Origin of the sequence: Pinirhizobacter sp. (genome assembly GCF_036499745.1) — a bacterium.
GTDB lineage: Bacteria > Pseudomonadota > Gammaproteobacteria > Xanthomonadales > Rhodanobacteraceae > Pinirhizobacter.
This window is the reverse complement of record NZ_DASYDG010000041.1, coordinates 13,534-36,031: the sequence shown is the minus strand read 5'-3', so window position 1 is coordinate 36,031 and position 22,498 is coordinate 13,534. Positions and strand designations below refer to the sequence as shown.

Below are 22,498 nucleotides of genomic sequence, written 5' to 3'. Positions count from 1 at the left end.
CGCAAGACCCGGGATCATTGACGGGTTGCCGAGGAACCGGCAACCGGGTGTCGAAACCTGTACGTTCGTCGGGCCCCGCAGCATCGTCTGCGGGGCCCGGGGTTTACCGTCTTGCGGCGGGCGACCAGGCGGGCGTATGCCCGGCCGTTGACGTACGGTTTTCGACCCTGGCTCGCCCGCCACCCTACCCATAAACGGGCCCGGCCTACGAGCTATGGGGGCGGATGAGCACGCCAGGCTGGCGTAAGTAGCCCGGGCTCGTTGTCGCCACGCGGTGACAGGGCCCCGGTGAGGGTGCAGTGCCTGGCGTGTTCATCCGCCCGATCCGTTATCCGCGGAGCGGTTGTAGGAATAGGCCCATTCACCACGAGAACACCGGTCGGTCGACATTCGGCTAGACTCCGCAGCCACTCGCGACCACGGACGGAAACGAACGGTGCCAGTCTTGCCACGCCGGCGCGCCATCGCGCTCGGCACATTAATGCTTTCCAGCAGCGTGTACGCTCAGTTCTCCCCCGATCAGCAGGAGCAGCGTGACCGCGCCCAACGTGAAGCGCGCGCACGGCAGGCTCAGCAGCAAGCGCCCGATGTACGAATCGAGGGGCCAGCTTCACACTATCAATGGCGGCAAACCACGCTTCCAGTGGAAGAGGGGTGCCATCGCCTCGCCGCCATTCATCTGGAGGGCGAACACGCCGGGCGCTTCGCCTTCGCCCAGCGCTACCTTGATCGCTACCGTGGCCAATGCGTCGGTACCGAAGGCCTGAACCTGATCGTACGACGTGTATCCGACCTGATCGTGGAACGTGGGTACGTCACCACGCGTGTTGGCGTACCGCCCCATGCTTTCGACGGTGGCGCGCTGCGATTGGCGCTTGTGGCCGGTACGATCCATGACGTTCGCATGGCCAACTCCGGCGCCGTTACCGGCGATTGGCGATTTGCCCTGCCGTCTCGCCCTGGCGACCTGCTTAACCTGCGCGACATCGAGCAGGCGGTGGAGCAGTTCAAGCGTTTGTCTTCCCAGGACGTCAGCATCGACATCGCGCCAACCGATGTCCCCGGTGCGTCGGACCTGGTGATTTCAGTGGCGCGCACACGGCCCTGGCATGTGTTCGCCTCGCTCGATGACAGTGGCGCGCCGGCTACCGGTCGCCGCCAGGGCGCGCTGAACGGTACGTTCGACAACGTGCTGGGTATCAACGACGTGTTTAACCTGGGCATCAGTTCCAGCGTTCCGCAACTCGCCACGGCCGGTACGCGCGGGTGGAACGGCTTCTACTCCGTTCCGTGGGGACGATGGCTGGCGAGTATGTCGATGTCGGATTACCGCTACCAGCAGCAGGTCGACGGATTCCAGCAATCCTTCTTGAGTAGTGGCAAGTCGCGCACGGCGGATGTCACCCTGCAACGACTCGTCCACAGGGATTCCCACGGCAAGACGGCTGTAGAACTACGCCTGGGCAAGCGATGGGCGCATAGCTTCATCGAAGATGTCGAGATCCAGTCGCAGCGGCGCGATGTCACCTATGCGGAGCTTGCCCTGGTGCAACGGCAGTATCTGGGGCGCGCCCAGCTTGACCTGCGCGTGGCCCATCGCCGGGGCTTGTCGTGGCTGGGCGGCCAGGGCGATGCCGCCGGGCATCGCCGGGGTGAGCCGAGTTTCGCCTACGCGCTCACGACGCTTGATGCCAGCCTGGGTGTTCCCTTTGCCGTGGGCAAACTGCCCGTGCAGTGGACCAGTGAATACCGCGCGCAGCGAAGCGGTGAATCGCTCTATGGGTCGGAATTCATCAGCCTGGGCGGTCGTTACACGGTACGTGGGTTCAACGGCGAGCAGACCCTGGCGGGTGATCGCGGCTGGTATTGGCGAAACACGCTGTCCGCGCCGCTGGGTGCGTGGCCGGTGGCGGCCTATGTGGGTTTGGACACCGGGCACGTGGGAGGCCCGGGGGCAATCGGTTTGCAAGGAAAGTCGTTGCGCGGAACCGTGGTCGGTGTTCGAGGCAGCGTGGGAAAAGCAAGCTTCGATGTTTTCCTGGGCCGGCCCGTCGCCGGTGCAGGCCCGCTCGACGCACGTGCCCTGACGTCCGGTTTCCAACTTTCCTACGCGTTTTGATTCTGGTACCTGTCGGCGGTTTATACGTACGCATTGCGATGGCATGAACTTTATCGGCCACGCCGGCGCTGATATCGTCGTTTTATGAAAGCGCCAGGAAGGCGCACGGCCTAGATTCGGCTGTTTACATCAACAGTCCGCTGTGGCGGGCCAAGCAGGGATGACCATGAACAAGGACGTACGTCGTTTCCGCCCCACCCTGGCGGTGCTGGCGCTGGCCATTGCGCAAGCCCTGGCCCCGGCATACGCGCAGGTCACTCCCACGCCGCATGGCCCCGGCGTGGACCACGCCCCCAACGGCGCGCCTGTCGTCAATATCAAGGCTCCGTCGGGCGCGGGTGTCTCGCACAACACATACGAACATTTCAACGTTGATCGCCAGGGCCTGATCCTCAACAACGCGGGTAAGGTCAGCCTTACCCAACAGGCGGGTTACATCGCCGGCAACCCCAACATCACCGGCAACGGCGCGCGGGTGATCCTGAACGAGGTCACCTCCACCTCACGCAGTCACCTCAATGGCTTTACCGAAGTCGCCGGCCACAAGGCCGAGGTGGTGATCGCCAACCCCAACGGCATCACCTGCAACGGTTGCGGCTTCATTAACACCTCGCGCGGCACGCTCACCACGGGCACGCCCGTGTTCGGGGCCACGGGGAATCTCGATGCGTTCCGGGTCACCCGCGGGGACATCCGCCTGGAAGGCGAGGGCCTCAACGCCACTTACACCGATCGACTGGATTTGATCGCCCGGCAAGTCACGGCCAACGCCAAGGTCTGGGCCACCGAACTCAATGTCGTCGCCGGCAGCAACCTGGTCAGCCGCGACAGCCTCGCCACGACCGTGATCGCCGGCGAAGGCGCGGCGCCCTCACTGGCCGTGGACACGGCCCTGCTCGGCGGCATGTACGCCAACACCATCCGCCTGATCGCCACCGAAGCCGGCGTGGGCGTGCGAAACGACGGCGAGATGGCCAGCGCGGGGCAGTTCGAGTTCACGGCCGCGGGCGACGTGGTGCTCAACGGTAAGACGACGGCCGGTGGCAGCCTGGCCATTTCGACGCGAAACCTGCACAACGACGGCACGCTGGCGGCGCAGCAGAACCTTATCGCGCATACAACGGGTGACTTCACCTCCACCGGCAAGCTGTACGCCCTCGAGGGGACGCTCGATGCGGCAGTGTCGGGCACGTTCCGCAACACCGGCGATGCCTTCGCCAAGGGGCTCGCCAACGTCACGGCGGCGTACATCGTCAACGACGGCAGCTTTCAGGCTGGCACTGTGAGCTGGCTGGCGCACGCCTCGGTCGCACAGCGCGGCCAGTTGCTGGCGTCGGACACGCTTCGTATTGAGGCGGATCAGGCCGTACTCGGCGGCGACGTCCAGGCGGGCAACCTGTTGTCGGCCAGGGCAAACACGCTGGACCTCAGCGGCACCCTCGTCACCGGCCACTTCAACGCCGTGGTCGGTCGCTTCATCAGCACCGCCAGCTTGAATGGCGCTCGCTTCGACATCACGGCTGACCAGGCTGATGTGAAGGGCAACGCCTATGCGCGGGACGGCGCGCGCTGGACCGTCGGTGGCCTGTTCGCCCAGGAAGGCACCTTGGCCAGTGGCGGCGACCTGGATATCGAGGCGGGTCAACTCATCGCGGGCGGCGTGTTGGCTGCGGGTCTTGGCCTGGAAGGTGATCTCGGAAATGTCGGTGCGCTACGCATCCATGGTGGCGACCTAGCGGCTCATGGGCGCCTGCTGGCAGCGCAAGGCGTCACCGTGGATGGCGCGGCGGTGAACCTGCGCGGCACCCAAGTGCGCGGCCCGCAGGTGACATTGCGAGCACGCGAAGGCCTGGTCACGGCGGACGCCGATATCGCCACGGCCGGCGCGCTTTTCCTGCAGGGCGCGTCAATCGACAACCAGGGCGGTGAACTGCAGGGCACCGACGTGATGATCCAGGCGGGAAGCCTGGACAACCGCGGCGGCAGCCTGGTGCACACCGGCATTAACGCGCAGCGCCTGGTGTTCGCGGGCGACCTGTTGAACGACGACGGCCGTATCGCCAGTAACGCGGCGGTGTTCTACCTGGAGGCCGCCAACCTTTTCAATCGGCGTGGTGCCATCGAACACGCGGGCAGCGACTCGCTGATGTTCCGGACAGGGCTGATCGACAACCACCAGGGCCGCATCGCCGGCAACGGCCGCCTGATGGTCGACGTTGGCACGCTGGTGAATACCGGCGGGACGATCATCGGCGGCAACGTGACTGTCGCTGCCTCGCAGGCCTTCACCAATGGCGGCACGCTACAGGCCAGCGATGCGCTGACGGTGAATGCTTCCTCGCTGGACAACGGCGAAGGCGCCATCAAGCTCACGGGTGCAGGCCTGCTATCCATCTCGGCGGGCATGCTGCGTAACGCCGGCTTCATCGGTGGCAACGGTGCGTTGCAGCTGCGCGCCGAGACCTTGTTCAACCAGGGCCAGCTCTACGCTGGTACCTGGTTGGATACGGTGGTGACGGGCAGCGCCGTCAATCGTGGTGCATGGCAGGCGTTTCATGGGTTCACCCTGGTGGCGGGCTCGCTCGACAACGACGCGGGTGTGATCGAGGCGGGTAGTGAGAAGGATGACGCTACCCTCGCTATCACGTCGCGCTCGGTCAGCAATCGCGTGGGGCGCATCGCCAACGCGGCCGGTGGCGCGACGACGCTCCAGGTGGCCGACGCGTTGCTTAACGTGGGCGGCACGTTGGGTGGCCAGGGCGCACTGACACTCAGCGCCACCCGCGTCGACAACACCGGCGGAACCCTGGTCGGCAACGGCGACGTCACCTTGATCACCGGCGCGCTGGATAACACCGACGGCACGCTTTACGCCGCCGGCAGCCTTCTGTGGAACAACACCGCCGCCGGCTTCACCAACACCCGCGGCCAGCTCGGCGCCGGTGTGGACCTGGCCCTCACGCTCGCCTGGCTGGACAACGCCGGCGGCGCCGTGACCGCGCAGAACGATGCGGCACTCGCCCTGGGCGGCTTCTCAGGCATCGGTCGTGTGATCGCCGGGCGTGACCTCAGCTTGAGCCTTCCCGGCGACTACGTGCATGCGGCGGGGCAGGTCCTGAAGGCCAACCGCAACCTCACCCTCAACCTCGGCGGCGCCTTTCGCAATCAAGCGGGTGCGCTGCTGGAGAGCGTCGACGGGCTCACCGTGCGCGCGGCTTCGATTTACAACGAAGGCCATCTGATGGCCTTCCGCACGACGCTGGCGACGGGCTATCTGGACAATCGCTCGCGCATCGAGGGCGATGTCGTCGACATCCATGCCACGACCATCAATAACACCGGCAGCGTGATCGGCAGCGATGTCACCCTGCGCGCCGTGAACCTCACCAACGGCGCGGACCTTGGCACGACCATCCCCGATGGCCGCTACGACACGGGCCTGCTGGCCGCGACGCAGCGGCTGGCATTGTTCGTGTCCGGGACCTTCCTCAACCGCGATGCCCAGGTCTTCACCACCGGTGACCTCATCATCGCCGCCAATGAAGAAGGCGCCCGTGCCGGTGCCATCATCAATCGATCCGGCAGCATCGAGGCGGACGGCAACGTCGTGCTAGCCGCCACACAGATCACCAACGAGCGCCGCGTCTTCGACACCAGCACCGTGCAGCTGACCGAGGCCGAACGTGCCGCCAACCAGCTGGTGCATACCTCGGAAGTAAGGTTCCGCTACGACGATCCGGATCCCTTGCATCACCCGCCTTACGTGGATCCTTCACAGGTGATAAGCCGCGAGGAAATCGCCGCGGCCGAGGCCTTCTGTGCCGCCATGGCCAGTGACGACCACCTGCGCTGCATGGGCTATCGCAACGGCAGCGGTACCCCGTCGACCTTCGAGCGCATCATCACCGACACCATTACCGCGCGCACGCAGATCGACCGCACCAGCGCCGAAGGACGGATCCTGGCCGGCGGCGACATCGTCATTTCCGGCTCGCTGCGCAACGACAAGTCCACCCTGGCCGCGGGCCGCAACCTGGTCGTGAACGGGCAGGCACCGGGCCTGCTGGGCGAGGGAAGCCGCATGATCGGCGGTGAGCGCGTGGAGAATATCGGCTGGGTGCCCACGGCCACCATCGAGCGGTCGACCGCGCTGCGCGTGCTGTTCCAGCGCAGCAATGGCGGTGACGCGCCGTGGTTCACGGAAGGCTTCCGCACCTATGACACCCAGTTCTGGCACAGCGACATCGATCTGTCCGGCGGACTGCCCTCGTGGATCACGCTGACGCCCGGCCCCGTCGCGCAGGCGCGCATGACCGCGGGTGAGGCAGTGGACATCAGCGGCGAGGACATCACGCTGGGCAGCGTGGACGCCGACGGTAACCTGATCAATCCGGTGAACCTGGGCAACAACGGCGGCGGCAAGCCCGTCACCGGCGATGGCACCGGCATCGGCACCATCGGCGGCAGCACCGGCGTAGACCACATCGGGCCACCACCCGGGGCGCAGACCGTGGGCCAGATCACCTATCCCTCCGGTGGCCTGTTCACCAAGCGTCCCGACGGCGGCCTGCCGTATCTGATCGAAACCGATCCCCGCTTCGCCAACTACGGCAACTTCATCGGCAGCGACTACTTGCTGGGCCGCCTGAACTGGAGCGGCGAAGGCACCCTCAAGCGCCTGGGTGACGCCTTCTACGAGCAGCGCCTGGTGCTGGACCAGATCGCCTCGCTCACCGGCCGCCGCTTCCTGACCGACAGCGGCGACGCCATGGCCGAATACCGCGCCCTGATGGATTCAGGCGTGGCGGCCGCTGACCGCTTCGAGTTGAGCGTTGGCGTGGCGCTCACCACCGAACAGATGAGCCAGCTCACCGACGACCTGGTCTGGATGGTGAAGCAGAACGTCGACGGCCACGAAGTGCTGGTGCCGGTGGTGTATCTGTCGGCCGCACGCGCCGCCAGCGTCGCCACCGACGGCTCGGTGATCGCCGGCAGCACGGTGAACATCAATGCCAGCGGCACGCTGGAGCAGGCCGGTCGCGTGCAGGCCAGCAAGGATGCCAGCCTGAAAGCGGGAACACTGCTGAACAAGGGCGTAGTGTCGGCCGCAGGTACGTTGTCGTTGAACGCAGCGCAGGATCTGTTGAACACCGGTACGGTGTCGGGCGGCAATGTCAGCCTGGTTGCTGGTCGTGACCTTACCAGCCGTAACGATGCGCGCGTGGACCTTGGTTTTGCTGCTGGCGGCGCACTTACGGCCAGCGGTGACCTGACTGCGCAGGCGGGTCGTGACCTTACGTTGGGCGCCGTGCCTGTGACCGCCGGGCGCGACTTGGGCCTCGCCGCTGGCCGCGACATCAACCTCACCGCTACGCCGATCAAGGCCGGCGGTGATGCGCAGATTGTGGCGGGTCGCGACCTCAACCTGCTGGCGACGGGTAAGACGGAAGCCGCGATGCTGCCGAATGGCCGCAGTGAAGCCACTACGCACACGGTGAGCACGGTGACGGCGGGTGGTCATGCTTTGCTGGCGGCCGGTCGAGACCTGACATCGCAGGGTGCTGACGTCACTGGCCAGACGGTGACTGCTACCGCTGGCCGGGATATTGTCTTGAACGCCGTCACTGATCGCGCCATCGAGGCCACCGGCGGTAAGCAGGGCAAGAAGCAGGTCAGCACCACCACCATGGATGAGACCTTGCGCGGCACCAGCCTCGCGGGCAAAGAGGGCGTGCTGCTGGCCGCCGGTCGCGACCTGTCGGCCACCGCCGCGTCCGTCACCAGCGACAACGGCGACGTCACCCTTTCCGCCGGCCGCGATCTCACCCTCGACGCCGGCCACGAACGCCATACCGTCGAGACCACGACCAAGTCCAAGAAGAAAGGCCTGCTCGGCAGCAAAACCACCACCACCCGCGACACGGTGGATCAGAACCTTGCCATCGGCAGCCTGGTCAGCGGTGACAACGTGATGATGGCCGCCGGCCGCGACCTTACGACCCGCGCTGCCCAGGTCGGCGCCACGGGTGACGTGCTTCTGGCTGCCGGGAATAACCTGCACATTGGCACCGCAGAGAGCACCTACGAGGTGACCTCGTCGAAGAAGGTGGTGCGCAACGGCCTGATGGGGCAGGGCGGAAGCCTTCTGATCGGGCAGTCGAGCCAGGAGCAGGGATATCGCGAGAAGGTGACCACGCCCGAAGGCAGCCTGGTGGGTTCCACCGGTGGCAGCGTGACGCTCACCGCTGCCAACCTCGCGCGAATCACGGGCTCGGACATCTTGAGCGCTACGGGCACCACCATCGTGGGTAAGGATGTGACGGTGGAAGCGGCGCTGGAGACCCGGGAGACGACGCAGACGCAGAAGCAGAAGAGTGCTGGCCTGACCTTGGGTGTGTCCGGAGCAGCAGTGAGCGTCGCGCAGGGTGTCTATGGTGCGGTCAAACGATCCACGGAAGTCAAGGATGGGCGCCTGAAGGCTTTGTACGCCGCTCAGGCTGCACAAACTTTGTATTCCCCCGGTGCTGCATCCGGCATGGACCTCCCGCCCGGTCAATCGGGGGCGGACGTTCTCGCGGGTACACCCGGGCAGGTCGCCAGTGGCGCGGAGAGCGGCGGAGCCGAGGGCGCATCGCAAGCCAGCGGTATAAGTCTTCGCATTGGCCTTGGAGCGAACAGCGCCAGCAGTAAGGCAACAACCTACGACGAGCGAGCCATTGGTAGTTCGATCCGGAGCAGCGGCAACATAACGATCGCAGCGACAGGCGGTGACCTGACCATCGCAGGCAGCCAGATCGTGGGCAACAACGTCGCGCTCGCCGCCGCAAATGACATCCACCTGGTCAGCCAGCGAGAAGATCACCGCCAGGATACCGAGAACAAGAATTCAAGCGGCGGAATCGGACTCCAGGTCGGGACCAACATCGGTATCTATGCAGAAGCCTCCGCAGGTCGAGGCACTGGGACAGGTCGCGGCACGACAAACGCGGAATCCACCATCGACGCTACCGGAGTTCTGAGTCTGATTTCGGGCAACGACACCACGATCAAAGGCGCGCAACTTCGCGGCGATAGTGTCATCGCCACCATCGGCGGCAACCTCCGGATCGAAAGCGAACAGGACACTGACGACTACAAAAGCAAGCAACAGCAGGCTGGCGGAACGCTCATGGTGGGCATCGGCACCGGCAGCTATGGCGTCGGCGGCGGCGTCAACTACAATAAGAGCACCATCGACAGCACCTACGCAAGCGTCAACGAAGTCAGTGGGATCAGTGCCGGGGAAGGCGGTTTCGATATCTATGTGGGCGGAAAGACCCACTTGAAGGGCGGCGTGATCGCCAGCGCCGCGGATGCGTCGAAGAACATCCTGGACACCGGGTCACTCACATTCGAAAGTATCGAGAACCAGGCGAAATACAAGGCCACTCAGGTCGGCGTGAATCTCAGTACCGACGTTACGGCCATGGCAATCAGCAATGGCATCGGAGCTGCGGCAAGTATCGCCGTTCCAACGACGGACAACGGCAAAAGTACGACCCAATCGTCAGTCGCCCACGGCACCATAATCACCCGGGACGGTACCGCCGATCTGAGTGCACTCAATCGCGATGGTTCACTGGACAGCCAGGCATTAAAGCCCATATTCGACGAGGCGAAGGTCAGGGAGCAGATCGAGCTCGGTCAGGTTGCGTCGCAAGTGGGCATGACAGCGGTCGGTGACCTTGGTTTCAAGCCGGGAAGTAAAGAAAACGCGATTGCTCACGGAGTCGCCGGTGCCGCTATTGCTGCCCTTGGCGGTGGAAGTGCGCTTCAGGGCGCCGCAGGTGCGGTTGCAGGTGAGTTGGCGACGCAAGCCATGGCCAACTATCTCCGGAACGAGGCGCACATCGACCCGAATTCGGAACTGGGCAAGACGCTGATGCAGGCCGGAAGCATTCTGGTGGGCGCTTCCATGGGTGGAGAAAGCGGTGCGGCGACTAGCCTCGCTGGTATGAAGTTCAATGAACAGTTGCATCCGGATGCAGTGCATAAGGTCGGAAACGAATTGGCCGCAGCCTACGCGGCCGAACGCGGGATCACCAAAGAGCAAGCCGAAGGCGAATTGTTGCGCGCCATGATGGCGACGAACGATGGGTTTGCAGATCGGTATCTCGCCGACAAGGATTCTACCGAGAACCGCCAGTCGGCACTACAATTCCTCGTTGACAACAATGCAGTTACCCCGGACGGCCTTACTTACAAGCTTTACGCTAACGACAACGAACGGGACAACTCACAGCTAGGTGCATGGACGCTTCAGAAGGATTCGGAAGCCTATCAAATGATACTTTCAGCAATGAATCCCTCGGGTGCGCCAGAGAACTACCTTGCGTTGAATCAATACTTTAATGGATACACCGCCTACGACGCGGCAGAAGAACACTTTGCAAACGAAACACAGAAATTCGTTGACTTCAATGCCTCGATTGCAATGCTCGGGGGCGCGCCGTTTATGTTGCGGGCAGTCCCGCTTGTCGGATCGTCGGGCGCGACGGGTGTTACAAAAGGCGCTTCGGTCCTGCAGTACATCTGGGCTGGCAGGATTGGTATGGGAGCAACGTCGGGCGCTGTAAATGCCTTGGCTCAATCCGCCTCAGGAGGAGACGTGAGGTGGGCAGGTGTAGCCGGTAGCACCATTATTGGAATGGCAAGTCCTGGCGGTAGCATGTGGTGGACCGTCGGCGTGAACGCGTACGGCTCGGCAGCGGTAACTGGCTTTGAGAATCACATTTATGGCGAGAATAAGAGTATCGCCCAGAGCTTTGCTGTAGGTGGTCTTGGCGGCGCGGTCGGCCACGGAACCGGTGGCGTAACATTGAACTATCTGCGGGGCCTGATACCTGGACGAATTCATCCCGTAATAATTTCAAACACGACATCATCACTCTCTCAAGAGATGGTTACGACGACCGCGAGTCAGAGTGCGACAAATCCAAGCACGAAAATGAAAGAGAGTGTCGCACAGTGATAAAGCGTCTACTGGAGGCCACGGCGGCTTCGCTTATTCTAACGTTAGTCGGTTATCTCTTCCTGTTCGCTCTAGGGTTTGTATCCTCTTTATTTCGTGGCTCCGAGTTCCCTCTCGCGCACGTTGCCACCTTCGCCTTGCGCGGATCGGCAATTTTGGGTGCAGTGACATGGCTCTCGACGTTCTTTATCCGTGACTAGGACTCAGACGAGGACAAGGGCTTGGGCGCAAGCCTCATCCAGGGCGCTGCTACTAGTGCGATTGGTTACGGTTCGGGTGCTGCCACGACATTTGGTTGCGTTGCGTCATCCCTCTCAGGACGAAAATAGGGCGGTCGTGTAAAGATGCGAGTTATGATGATTCGACTAATGTTTACCGCGTCATGCTCAATGCGTTGAGCAAAACATCGCTGTTGGCGTTTGCTCAAATGGCTCTGTGGTTCGGGCTAATCCGGAAACGACACGACCATCAAGGGCGCGCAGCTTGCCGGCGACCGCGTGCTGGCAACCATTGGCGGCAACCTCCGCGTGGAAAGCGAGCAGGACACCGACGACTACGCCAGCAAGAGCGTCCAGGCAGGCGTCAAGGTGGTCTATGGTGCCGGCGTCAGCGTCAGTGCGAACTTCGACCAGAGCAAAGTCAAGAGCAACTATGCAGGCGTGAACGAGGTCAGTGGTATCAAGGCCGGCCAAGGCGGGTTCGACATCACAGTGGGCGGCAACACGCACCTGAAAGGCGGTGTGATCGCCAGCACGGCCGATGCCTCGAAGAACATCCTGGATACCGGCTCGCTCACCGTCGAGCATCTGCTCAATAAAACTGAAGCCTCGTCAAACAGTTCCGGCTACGGCTTCGATACGTCCATGGCGTCAAGCAAATATGGCGCTTTCAAGGGTGCACTTGCCAATGCATTGGACGGGGGTTCGGCGGACAAGGATAGGAGCAACGAAACGCGCAGCGACATCGCGGCGGGCACCGTGATTGTGCGAGACGGAAATGTCGGTGCACTCGCCGAACTGGATCGAACGGCAACGGATCTCGCGAATACCGCGCTCGCCCACATCGATTTGGACAAGCTCCAGGAGAAGGCCGAGATTGAGCGCGGCATCAACGGGCTGGCGAACGTCGCCATCACGCACGTCACTGACGAAGCGCACAGAACCATGTTCGAAAAGGAAGCGCAGCTATACGTGATTGAACGAGATGCCGAAGGCAATCCTCTACCGAGGCGGCTCCTTACCCTGGATGAACGCAATGCACTGCTAAGCAGCTCGGACGGTAAGGTTCATATCGCCAACAATGGAATATTCAATGACGTGGATGGCGCCGAGAAATATGCCCTGCAACACTCTAGTGCCGATGGCCCTCAGTACTTCCTGCATTTTCCAAAAGCGGACAATAAGTTGTCGGAAATCTTGGTCGCCGGATACATGGACAAGCTCGAGGGCAGCTTTTTTGGCTATACCAATGCAACAAGCGAACTTATCGGAATTATGTCCGATTACGGGCAGCAAGGCCTTCATCTTGACGGCCACAGTCGCGGTTCGATGACTGTAGGAAATGCCATGATGAAGCTGGTCAACTCGGCACGATACGGTTCCTTGTCATCTACGACTGTAGATTTAATTGGGCCTGCTTACAACCTAGACACGGCTGCGCAATCGCTCATCTATCTAAGGGGTAACCTTATCCAGCCAGATGGAAGTCCCGCACTGACCTACGCTAATCACATCGCCGACGTTGTTGGCCGAAAGGTTGGTTTCAATTCGCCCACCGGCGGATCTGTTCCCGAAGGCTCCTCGAAACTGCTGCAGTATATTCGGGGCGGATTGGGGCTTGATACCACAGCCCACAACTGCTACGGAAATGCTGGTCCTTCTTGCGTGAATTTTTGGAAAAGCGAGACAGGACAGCAGTCACAGGCGCAAGGCGTCTATATCAAATGATAAATATCAGAGCCGCATTTTTCACGATTGCTGTGCTGGTAGTTATTGGCACAACCGCTGGCTGTCCAGCGCGTCCGTGGCCTCCGGCGCCGTATGCATACGAACTCTGGGAGAAAGCGGGAGTAGGTCGAGACACGTTGTTTAAGACGCTATTGGAGTGTGGATATCAATCTCCATTCTATTCACGAAGCCTGGCAACTACAGCAAGTTTTGTCGACACTCAATCATGCATGGAGAAACAGGGCTTTAAGTACAAAGGTCGATACTCATGGAGGGACGTGTGTACCGCCGATGACGCTGGGTCTGCCCCGGGTTGCTTGCCCGGCTATGTTGCCCCGGATCCGGATGCAAACAAGCGATTAAGCAGCAAACATTGCCTCGACTTTCCCCTCGCAAAGGTTTGTAGGCCTTGACAATACGTTTCGGGTTGATAGTTGCGGCGGTGGCTCCATGATGATCGCTCGAACAAATATGCCGATAGCCGCATCTGTGATCACTTCTTTCTTGCAGATTGGCTGCACTTTTCATCCGTGGCCGCCCGCACCATATGCCTACGAGGTCTGGGAAAAGTCGGGGTTGAAAGAAACGAAAAAGTCAGGACTTTGTTGGAATGTGGCTTCGAGTCACCGTTTTATTCGCGTGGATTTGGTACGACTTCCCAAGCGCAACGGTTTTCAAGACTTAGCATCAAGCCTCATTTTCTTGCGCGCCGAAACACCGGTTTATATGCCCTTGTACCGGTAAGGTGGCGATAGGAAACGCAATGGACGTGCTTAAAACCGTCCAACACACATCACAAGGAAGTTGAGGTGATCCACAACACTGTAAGTTGCGAGCCTGCCGCGAGAATGATCGTCGTCTCCGCTATTCTTTTTGCGCTTATGGGATGCGCAATTTTTCCGAAGATTGACGAAGCTGATCGCGAGAAGTTCCGTGCGCATGGCGCCAGACCCGGGGCAGTCCTCGGCATACAAACCCTGCAATTTCCAGGCAGTCCTGAGCTAGCGTCACCCGGTGCATTGGCGAGTTTGGAGTCGCCAGCCACCGCGATGCTCAGCTCGCTGAAGAATCTTCAGGAATGAAGAATAGCGCTCACAATTGTTATGGGAGCGGCGGCGGCGGGTGTGGATCACTTTGGAAGTCTGGTAATGATTGATCCAAATAATACGCCGTGCCACGAAAGTTATCGGCGCCTTAGGTTAGCCAAAATCCTCGCCGCCTTCTTCGTACTGACAACGGCAACTGGATGCACTTTAAGGCCTTGGCCACCTGCAAAGTACGCTTATGAGCTATGGTCTCGCCCGGAAACTTCGGAGCTAGAAACGTACAAATATCTTCTAGAATGTGGTTTTTCCTCGCCCTTTTACTCGAAACACTCTGCCACTGTCGCGCTTGTCGCATCGCTCGCTTGCATGGAGGGGCAAGGCTTCATATACCAAGAGTCTCCATCATGGAGAGGGGTTTGCAAATTCGCGGATATCGCGGTTGCCAATGGATGTGGTGCGGGGGATGTTCCGCCGCTGCCAGACCCGAGAAAAAGACTCGAAAGCAAACATTGCCACGACTTCCCCAATGCGCTGGTTTGTAAGCCTTGATACTCCGTGACGGGTTGATTGCCGAGTGGAAGTCCCGCATTGACCTACGCGATCACCGATTTCTTCGGTCGAAAGTTTGACTCAACTTTATTCGCAGAAGCGCATTGAGCGATTCTAGTCGGCGTCGTTTACGGAGATGTTTTAGATGTGCGATTGCTTGGGCATGGTTCGATTTTTAGTGCTTGTACGAATGGAAGAAACATGAAAGGAGCGAGGGTAGTGGACGCTGATAGAAAGGAAGGCAAGACTGATAGTCGATCGCGGCTAAACTTTGCCATGCGCTTGATCGTAGCTTCACTTTTTGTGGTCCCCGTGGTTGCCGCCGCGGATCCGGAGTGTCAATCCGAAAAGATCGATGGTGTTCTTATTGAGATGTGCCTTCTCAGGGGCGGCCACTTCAAGCACGACGTCTATCTTATGCGTTCGAATGGGATTCCCGTGTTCGGGATCGCTGACGACTTTGTGGAAAAAGTTTCTTTAATTCACAAGCTTTCGGAGGGTCTCGCACTAGAATTTCCGTTTTCCCGCGGCGGGTCGGATCCGGTGGAGATCAAAGGTGGTTGCGCACCGGTGACTCAACCCTTCAAGCCTGGGGACAAGTTGATCGTTGAAGTTGCTCGGGTCTGCAATTTCACTTGGGGGGCTCGCCAAGTCGTTAAGAACGTTCGCTTTAGCTTTGACTAGGTGATGTGCGCGAGAACGTTGGAAGTCGGAGATTGCACGCCAAACAAGGTAGTTAGAATAATCAAGGAGGATTTATGCGTTATCTGTCAGGGATAGGAATGACAGTAGCTCTGGTGGCTCTTTCAGGTTGCCAGTCTGCTGAGACGAGACAAGCAAGTCCGTATAACGACAGTTTTGTTGGGCCGAAAGCTCGAGTTCGCATGGCTCTCGAAGAGCTCGGCGTCTACGCTACGCCTGGTTTGACTTGTGTCAGGCCGCAAGGCTTCTGGGGCTCACATCGCGGTAGCCTGAGTGCCTACGATGAGCCAAGCCACAACCTACTTAAGTTCAGAGTTTTTCCTGCGAAGCGCGAGATCGGTATGCCGAAAACGGCCGATATGACTCGCATATACAAGGAATTCAATGTGAGGGCTAACCAACCGATGCTCCTTACGGCGGGCGGTGGATCGTCGAACGGCTGGAGAAACGTGCAGTGCAAGGTAAGCAACGCTGTGTTCTTGCCAGAGGAGGGCAAGGACTACGATATTCGTCTAGTTGCTCCAACCATTTGCCTTCCTCAGGTATCAGAAATTGTCGAAAGCCGAGACGGTACGTGGAAGCGTAAGAAGGTAACGCTTACTGTTGCTGAGCGATGCCCCGATTCCGAGGATTCTTGAAATTGGTTTACACAATTCCGAGTTTTAGAGCCGCATCTACTTGTGCATTGGTAGTAGCGTCTGTTTTCTTCACATCCGCGTCTGATGCTGCCTGTTCATCTGCCAACGAAGACGAGCTCGCGACCTTGGTCATCTTTCGCCCCTACAGCGACGTTAATTTTGGAAGTGGCGCCACGACGGTTGTTAACGTAGACGGAAGAAAGGTTGCTCGCATCAAGCGGGGACAGTACGCGTCCATCAAAGTGGTGCCCGGCGTACATCTGATCGAAACGGGGCCGAGGATGTCGTTCCAACAGACGCCGCGCTTAAAGGGAGATACTAGGCTGGTCGCCGGGAGAGCTACCTTTATTCGGGACTTCGAGGAATGGGTGGCGCCCAATGACGATTTCGCCTTGTCTCAGGTCGACATCGCTGTTGCGCAGGGTCGCGTTATCTTCTCTGCTTTGATGAAGCTTTCGGAAGTGGAGGCGGGTCCATACTTATCATCTCTCACGAGAGTAGAACCTCTCGTCAAGTGCGTGGACTAAGCTGATTTGGTTAGGGATGTACCCCGGCCGCTAGTGGGTTTCGCAGCCGCGGCCTGAGTTCTAACTGCCCGATCTAAGCGCTCGGGAACGACAAGGAATAGTTCATGAAGCGATTCTATAAAGCTGCGCTACTGGCTCCGGTAGCCCTGGCATGCGCCTGCGCCAGCATTCCACCCGTTACCGTCCGCGACAAACTCCCATCCGGAGCAGACGTAGCCGTGGTGATGTTTCGAGACTGCACGATAGTGGGGCAGGAAGACTGCGACGGCTCTGGCATGAGCGCCGGCGGAGCGTTCACGCGAGGGTTGACCCAAAAGTCGGGTCTCAAGGCTGCTCCGCTTAGCCGTCCCGTCGGTCCCAAGGAACCACTAATCGATGACCAGGCCGTCGCCTACGCAAAATCCAAGGGATTTGCCTACGTGGTCAATGGGGACGTGACCGAATACTACCGGGTGGCTCCCTTCACCTTCCGGACGGAGCGGGCAGGGATTTCGATTCGGGTACTGCGCACGTCAGACGGGGCTGTCGTGTCTTTCTTCGACGACCGAACCAACTCGACGAGCAATCTGACGACCCCAGACGCCATGATCGAGAAAATGGCCAAACACGTGGCTGAGTCAATCTAGTTCGCATCGTCCTTGGCCATCGCAGCGCGTCTTGCGGTGGCCAAGGACGACAGATGGCATAGCCGTTACTCAGACTGACGACGAAAGACATCGATATAAGGCGCACCCATAGCAGTCAGATACACCGCCTGCATCCGCACGTGATCCGGATCATAAGTGAACCCCGGCTTCAACTCGACAATGAATTCGCCGCTCAAACGATAGTCCTGAGCGTCCTTCTGGCTAAACATCATCGCGAATCCGGTACCCACCGGCGCCGTGATCGAACTGATGGGATTCGTGGGATCGTCGTTGACGGAAGGCTGGAAGGGCCACAGATACAAACTTGGCGAGCCGATATACAAACCGTCCGAATAAACAAACACATCCTTGCCCGCCAGCGCGTAAACAAACGTGGCCTGGCCATCGAGCGCCATGGCGGGGAAGTCGCTTGGCTGGATCCGCGTCTGCCCCGTCAGAACATATTTGATGCGATACGGCGCGACAGATAACACTTCTTCACGGTACTGGGTGTTCTGACTGAACTCAGCCGCGATGCTGAGTGCGGGTACAGCCACGGCGAACATTACCAACCAGCAGGCAAGCCATTTCTTCATCGGGTGATCGCTCTATGTAGAAGGAGCGACCATCATTTCACATGCCGCAAGTTCTTTCGGCGGGCAGAACGCAAAGTGATTAAAACCACTTAGCCTTCTTCAACCCAATGAAAATCCCACCCACAATACAAGCCACCAGGGCCGTAATCGCCGGATAAGCCCACGGCTGCTGCAACTCCGGCATATGCGCAAAGTTCATCCCATACCAGCTCGTAATCAGCGTAGGCGCCGCCAACATCGCCGCCCACCCTGCAAGCTTCTTCATCACCTCGTTCTGGCCGAACGTCACCAGCGAAAGGTTCACGGTGATCGCCGCGCTAAGCATCTCGCGCATGGCGTTGGTGGATTCATTCACACGAAACACATGGTCGTAAACATCACGGAAGTAGGCGCGCATTTCGTCGTGCACCAGATGCGGATGCATGCGCACCAACTGGCTGATCACATCCTGTAGCGGCGCCGCGGCCAGGCGCATGCTCATCAACTCGCGCTGCATGTCGTACAGGCGCTTGATGGTCTGCCGGTTGAAGGTGTCGGCGAAGATGTCGTTTTCCAGGTCGTGCAGTTCTTCCCGGAAGTCGCGCACGATGGGCAGGAAGTTGTCCACCACGAAGTCGAGCACGGCATACAGGCCATAGCTCGGCCCCAACGCCAGCAGTTCCGGCGAGCGCTCGCAGCTCATGCGGGCGGGGGCGTAACTCAGTGAGGCGCCATGGCGCACCGTGATCAGGTAGTGCTTGCCCAGGAAGATCTGCGTTTCGCCGAAGGCGATGCTTCCACCCAGCAATTGCGCCGTCTGCACCACGATGAACAGCGAGTCGCCATAGGTTTCGATCTTGGTGCGCTGGTGGGCGAACTTGGCGTCTTCCACGGCAAGATCGTGCAGGCAGAATTCCTCCTGCAGCTTGTCCAGCAAGTGTTCGTCTGGCTCGTGCAGGCCCACCCACACGAAGGTGTCCGGGGTTTTCAGCACCTCGCTGATATCGTCCAGCGTGATGTCGCCGATTTTCGAGCCATCCTTGCGGTAGGCGACGCAGTTGACCACCATCGAATTATTCAATGGGGCGGGAGTTTCCGGGGCGGCGATGTTCAAGGACATGGCCGGCATCATGCCGAGGTGCGTGTTACAGGGCAATCATTACCGCATGGACGCTTTCGTAGTTACTTTCGAAACCGCGATGCGCCTAGCGCTAGCCAGATGGGCAGGCCCAATCCCACCCAGGGGAAATTCCGCTGGGTATAGAGGGGCAGGGCATGCAACACCAGGGCCAGCACGGCCAGGGCCACACAAATCCAGATAATCCGCCCGGAAAACGCCTTATAGCCCCGCCATACGGCCGGCAGTAGCAGGAAGGCCAAGGGCTGGTAGATCAGCAGGTTGGCGTTCGCCCATGCCGACTGGTGCTGGGTAAATGCCCACAAACCCAGCATCACCAGGCCAGCAGCGCCGGCGAACAGCAGCCAGAGGGTCGCCACCGTGCCGTAGACGATGCGGGCAGCCAGGTATTCCCGGTAGGCGCCGGCTACCAGCAGCAGCACGGCCAGCCCCAGGCCCACGCCAAACAGCGGCAGGCCCAGTTCCGGCGCCATCACCGGCGGTTGCTCGATGGTGGCCTTGGCCAATACCTCGGTGGACTGCACCAACGGCCGGCTGCCGCCGGCTCCGTCGCTCACGGTCATGCGGGCCACTTCGTCGCTCAGCACCATGGGCAGGAAGCTTTCTTTCAGCGCATCCATGGGCTGGTCGGCGTAGGGGCCTAGCCCCAAGTCCATGCCCAGCATCAGCCAGGTGTGATTGCTCATCGTGCGCGCGGTCTGCTGGCGGTAGGTCATGCCGCCTGGACGTTTGGCCAGGGCGGCGCGCAGCTGTCCGCCGAGCGCGCGGTCCAGGGCATCGCGTACGCGCGTGGCGCAGTTGTCCACGTAGTAGTTGTAGTTGTAGCGCGTGTTCTGCGGCTGGATGTTCCAGAACAGGAAGCGGCGGAGGTCCTCAGCCTGTGCCGGCGTGAAGGCCAGCTGCTGCCGCGTGATGCCACGGCCCTCCGAGACGTAGAACTGCACGTCTTCGGACGTGGGAACGGCGTCCATGCGGTAGTTCATGATGCCGCGGGCGAAGTTCAGCAGGAAGCCGGCCTCGTCGAAGTCGAACACGCCATAGTTGAAGGCAATGGCCTCGCCCGAGGCGGGATCGCGCAGCTCCACGGCGTCGTGGCCGAAGCGCTCCCAGTAGATGTCGCCCGGCCCATAGGTGATGAGCGACACCTGCAGGGTATCGGCCGGCGCTTCGGCAATGCCGGCGAACGCAGGCGTGGCCACCAGGGCCAGCAGCAGGAAAAGCAGGCGTTTCAAGGCGTCGGCGTCTCGCCTGGGCGCGCAACCGGCGTGACGCGGAAGCGCTGCACGCGGCGGTCGTCGGCTTCGGTCACGTGGAACAGGAAGTCGCCGATGGTCACTTCCTCGCCCACTTCAGGCAGGTGGCCGAATTCGGAGGTCACCATCCCGCCCACGGTATCGAATTCCTCGTCGGAGAAGTTCGCGCCGGTTTCTTCGTTGAAGTCTTCGATGGTGGTCAGCGCCCCGACGTCGAAGGCGCCGTCGCCGGTGGCCTGCATCAACTGGGGCTCTTCCTCGTCGTCGTGTTCGTCGTCGATCTCGCCGACGATCTGTTCGAGCACGTCTTCGATGGTGATGAGGCCGGCCACGCCGCCGTATTCGTCGATCACCAGCGCCATGTGGTTGCGGCTGCGGCGGAACTCGGCCAGCAGCACGTTCAGGCGCATGGATTCAGGGATCAGCACGGCGGGGCGCAGCAACGAGGAAATATCGCAGCCTTCGCCGTCGCCGAAGTACTTCAGCAGGTCCTTCGCCAGAAGGATGCCGAGGATTTCGTCTTTGTCTTCGCCGTGCACGGGGAAGCGCGAGTGGCCCGATTCAACCACGGTGGCGAGCACTTCATGCAGGCTGCCATCCGCGGGGACCATGACGATCTGGGCCCGGGGCACCATGACGTCGTCGACGGAGAGCTCGGTGACCTTGATCGCACCCTCGACCATGGTCAGGGTGTCGTTGGAGAGCAGGCCGTTGGCCCGTGCCGTGCGCAGTTCCTCGATCAGTTCGTCGCGGTTGCGCGGTTCTCCGGAAAACATGTGGCCCAGTCGATCCCACCATGATCGGTGGGCCGGGCCGACGGTACTGCCAGGGTCCTCGTTCATCACGCTTGTAGCCGAGCCCCATCAAGGGGCGGAAGGGTCAGTCTAGCCGATCTTGATGACACTTGCGGCTAGGAAAGGTACGGGTCCGGGATGCCTAAGGACGCCAGGATGCGGGTTTCCAGGCCTTCCATGCGCTCAGCGTCGGCATCATCCAGGTGGTCGAAACCAAGCAGGTGAAGCACGCCGTGCACCGTCATGTGGGCCCAGTGGTGGGCAGGCTTCTTGCCTTGTTCGGCGGCTTCCCGGGCCACCACGGGTGCGCAGATGGCAAGATCGCCGATCAGCGGCAGGGCAACACCTGGCGGTAATTCGGCGGGAAAAGACAACACATTGGTGGCGTAATCCTTGCCCCGGTAGTCGCGGTTGAGTGCCCGGCCTTCGTCGAGCCCGACGATCCGGATGGCCAATTCGGTGGCCTTGCGGCGTTTTGCCCCGCGAAGGGCGGCTTCCACCCATGTGCGGAAGCTCACCGCCGACGGCACACCCGCCCGTGGCACGCCGTAGCCCACGGAAAGGGTCACCGCGCTACCTGGTATGTGTGTTGTCGGCATTCTCGGTGGTCTCGAACGCCTCGTAGGCGCGGACGATCTTGGCTACCAGCGGATGGCGCACTACGTCGCGCGAGGTATAGAAGGTGAAGCTGATGCCGTCGACCCCGCGCAGTACCTCGATCGCGTGGCGCAGCCCCGAACGGACATGGCGGGGCAGGTCGACCTGGGTGACATCGCCGGTGATCACCGCCACCGTGCCGAAGCCGATGCGGGTGAGGAACATCTTCATCTGCTCGACCGTGGTGTTCTGCGCTTCGTCCAGGATCACGAACGAGTCGTTGAGGGTGCGGCCGCGCATATAGGCCAGCGGTGCGATTTCGATCACGTTGCGTTCGATCAGCTTGGCCACTTTCTCGAAGCCGAGCATTTCGTACAGCGCGTCGTACAGTGGACGCAGGTACGGGTCGACCTTCTGGCTAAGGTCACCAGGCAGGAAGCCGAGCTTCTCGCCGGCTTCCACCGCCGGACGCACCAGCAGCACACGCTGCACGCGGTTTGCTTCCAGGGCCTCCACGGCGCTGGCCACGGCGAGATACGTCTTGCCGGTACCGGCGGGGCCCACGCCGAAGTTGATGTCGTGCGTGGCGATGGCGTGCAGGTAGCGCGCCTGGTTCGGGCCGCGGCCCTTGATCACGCCACGTTTGACCTTGATCGAGACTTCCTGCGTGCCGCCAGTGTCGGCGTTCAAGGCGTCCACGCCGCTCTCGGCCAGGTGTAGGTTGATGCTCGGGCCGGTCAGTGCCTCGGATTCAGTGGCCTGATATAGCGAGCGCAGCACTTTCTCCGCGGTGCTGGCGGCGGCTTCCTCGCCGATCACGCGGAAGATATTGCCACGGTGGTCGATCTCCACGCCCAGGCGCAGTTCCACCTGGCGCAGGTGCTCGTCGAAGGGGCCGCAAAGATTGGCAAGGCGCGCGTTGTTTTCCGGGTCGAGTGGGAAGTCGCGCTGGGTAAGGCCGTCGGTCATGGTGTCTCG

Annotated in this window: 13 protein-coding genes; 7 read left to right on the top strand and 6 right to left on the bottom strand. The window is 60.9% G+C overall.

Going from position 1 to position 22,498, the window contains the following annotated elements:
- Positions 1-436: 436 nt before the first annotated feature.
- The 7 genes from VGM61_RS14515 to VGM61_RS14485 all read left to right on the top strand — a co-directional run bounded on the left by VGM61_RS14515 (position 437) and on the right by VGM61_RS14485 (position 17,163).
- Positions 437-2,119 carry a ShlB/FhaC/HecB family hemolysin secretion/activation protein gene (locus VGM61_RS14515; RefSeq protein ID WP_331523543.1) on the top strand — a complete coding sequence of 561 codons (1,683 nt, stop codon included), beginning with the start codon at positions 437-439 and terminating at the stop codon, positions 2,117-2,119.
- Between the two features lie 166 nt (positions 2,120-2,285).
- The gene (locus VGM61_RS14510) at positions 2,286-11,129 is read left to right on the top strand and encodes a hemagglutinin repeat-containing protein (protein ID WP_331523542.1); all 8,844 of its coding nucleotides are present in this window, start codon (positions 2,286-2,288) and stop codon (positions 11,127-11,129) included.
- Positions 11,130-11,626: 497 nt separating this feature from the next.
- Entirely contained in the window at positions 11,627-13,075 is a 1,449-nt protein-coding gene (locus VGM61_RS14505; RefSeq protein WP_414694884.1) for a hypothetical protein, read from the top strand.
- Positions 13,076-13,884: 809 nt separating this feature from the next.
- Positions 13,885-14,157, top strand: coding sequence for a hypothetical protein (locus tag VGM61_RS14500; protein WP_331523541.1), 273 nt, complete (start codon positions 13,885-13,887; stop codon positions 14,155-14,157).
- Positions 14,158-14,889: 732 nt separating this feature from the next.
- Positions 14,890-15,354 (top strand): hypothetical protein, encoded by a 465-nt coding sequence (locus VGM61_RS14495; protein WP_331523540.1) that lies wholly within the window; start codon positions 14,890-14,892, stop codon positions 15,352-15,354.
- 74 nt (positions 15,355-15,428) lie between these two features.
- Positions 15,429-16,010 carry a hypothetical protein gene (locus VGM61_RS14490; RefSeq protein WP_331523539.1) on the top strand — a complete coding sequence of 194 codons (582 nt, stop codon included), beginning with the start codon at positions 15,429-15,431 and terminating at the stop codon, positions 16,008-16,010.
- Between the two features lie 631 nt (positions 16,011-16,641).
- Positions 16,642-17,163, top strand: a complete 522-nt coding sequence (locus VGM61_RS14485; protein ID WP_331523538.1) for a hypothetical protein — start codon at positions 16,642-16,644, stop codon at positions 17,161-17,163.
- Positions 17,164-17,228: 65 nt separating this feature from the next.
- Here the strand turns inward: VGM61_RS14485 and VGM61_RS14480 are convergent, their stop codons facing one another.
- The 6 genes from VGM61_RS14480 to VGM61_RS14455 form a co-directional block, all read right to left on the bottom strand.
- A complete protein-coding gene (locus VGM61_RS14480; RefSeq protein WP_331523537.1) occupies positions 17,229-17,759 on the bottom strand; it encodes a hypothetical protein in 531 nt (176 codons plus the stop codon).
- Positions 17,760-17,838: 79 nt separating this feature from the next.
- On the bottom strand, positions 17,839-18,867 hold the full coding sequence (locus VGM61_RS14475) for a magnesium and cobalt transport protein CorA (RefSeq protein WP_331523585.1): 1,029 nt from the start codon (positions 18,865-18,867) through the stop codon (positions 17,839-17,841).
- 53 nt (positions 18,868-18,920) lie between these two features.
- Positions 18,921-20,108, bottom strand: a complete 1,188-nt coding sequence (locus VGM61_RS14470; protein WP_331523536.1) for a DUF4105 domain-containing protein — start codon at positions 20,106-20,108, stop codon at positions 18,921-18,923.
- Positions 20,105-20,971, bottom strand: coding sequence for an HlyC/CorC family transporter (locus VGM61_RS14465; protein WP_331523535.1), 867 nt, complete (start codon positions 20,969-20,971; stop codon positions 20,105-20,107). Before VGM61_RS14465 ends, VGM61_RS14470 begins: the two co-directional genes overlap by 4 nt.
- Before the next feature lie 68 nt (positions 20,972-21,039).
- Positions 21,040-21,522, bottom strand: a complete 483-nt coding sequence (ybeY, locus tag VGM61_RS14460; protein ID WP_331523534.1) for an rRNA maturation RNase YbeY — start codon at positions 21,520-21,522, stop codon at positions 21,040-21,042.
- Positions 21,497-22,489, bottom strand: a complete 993-nt coding sequence (locus tag VGM61_RS14455; RefSeq protein ID WP_331523533.1) for a PhoH family protein — start codon at positions 22,487-22,489, stop codon at positions 21,497-21,499. Before VGM61_RS14455 ends, ybeY begins: the two co-directional genes overlap by 26 nt.
- Positions 22,490-22,498 lie beyond the last annotated feature (9 nt).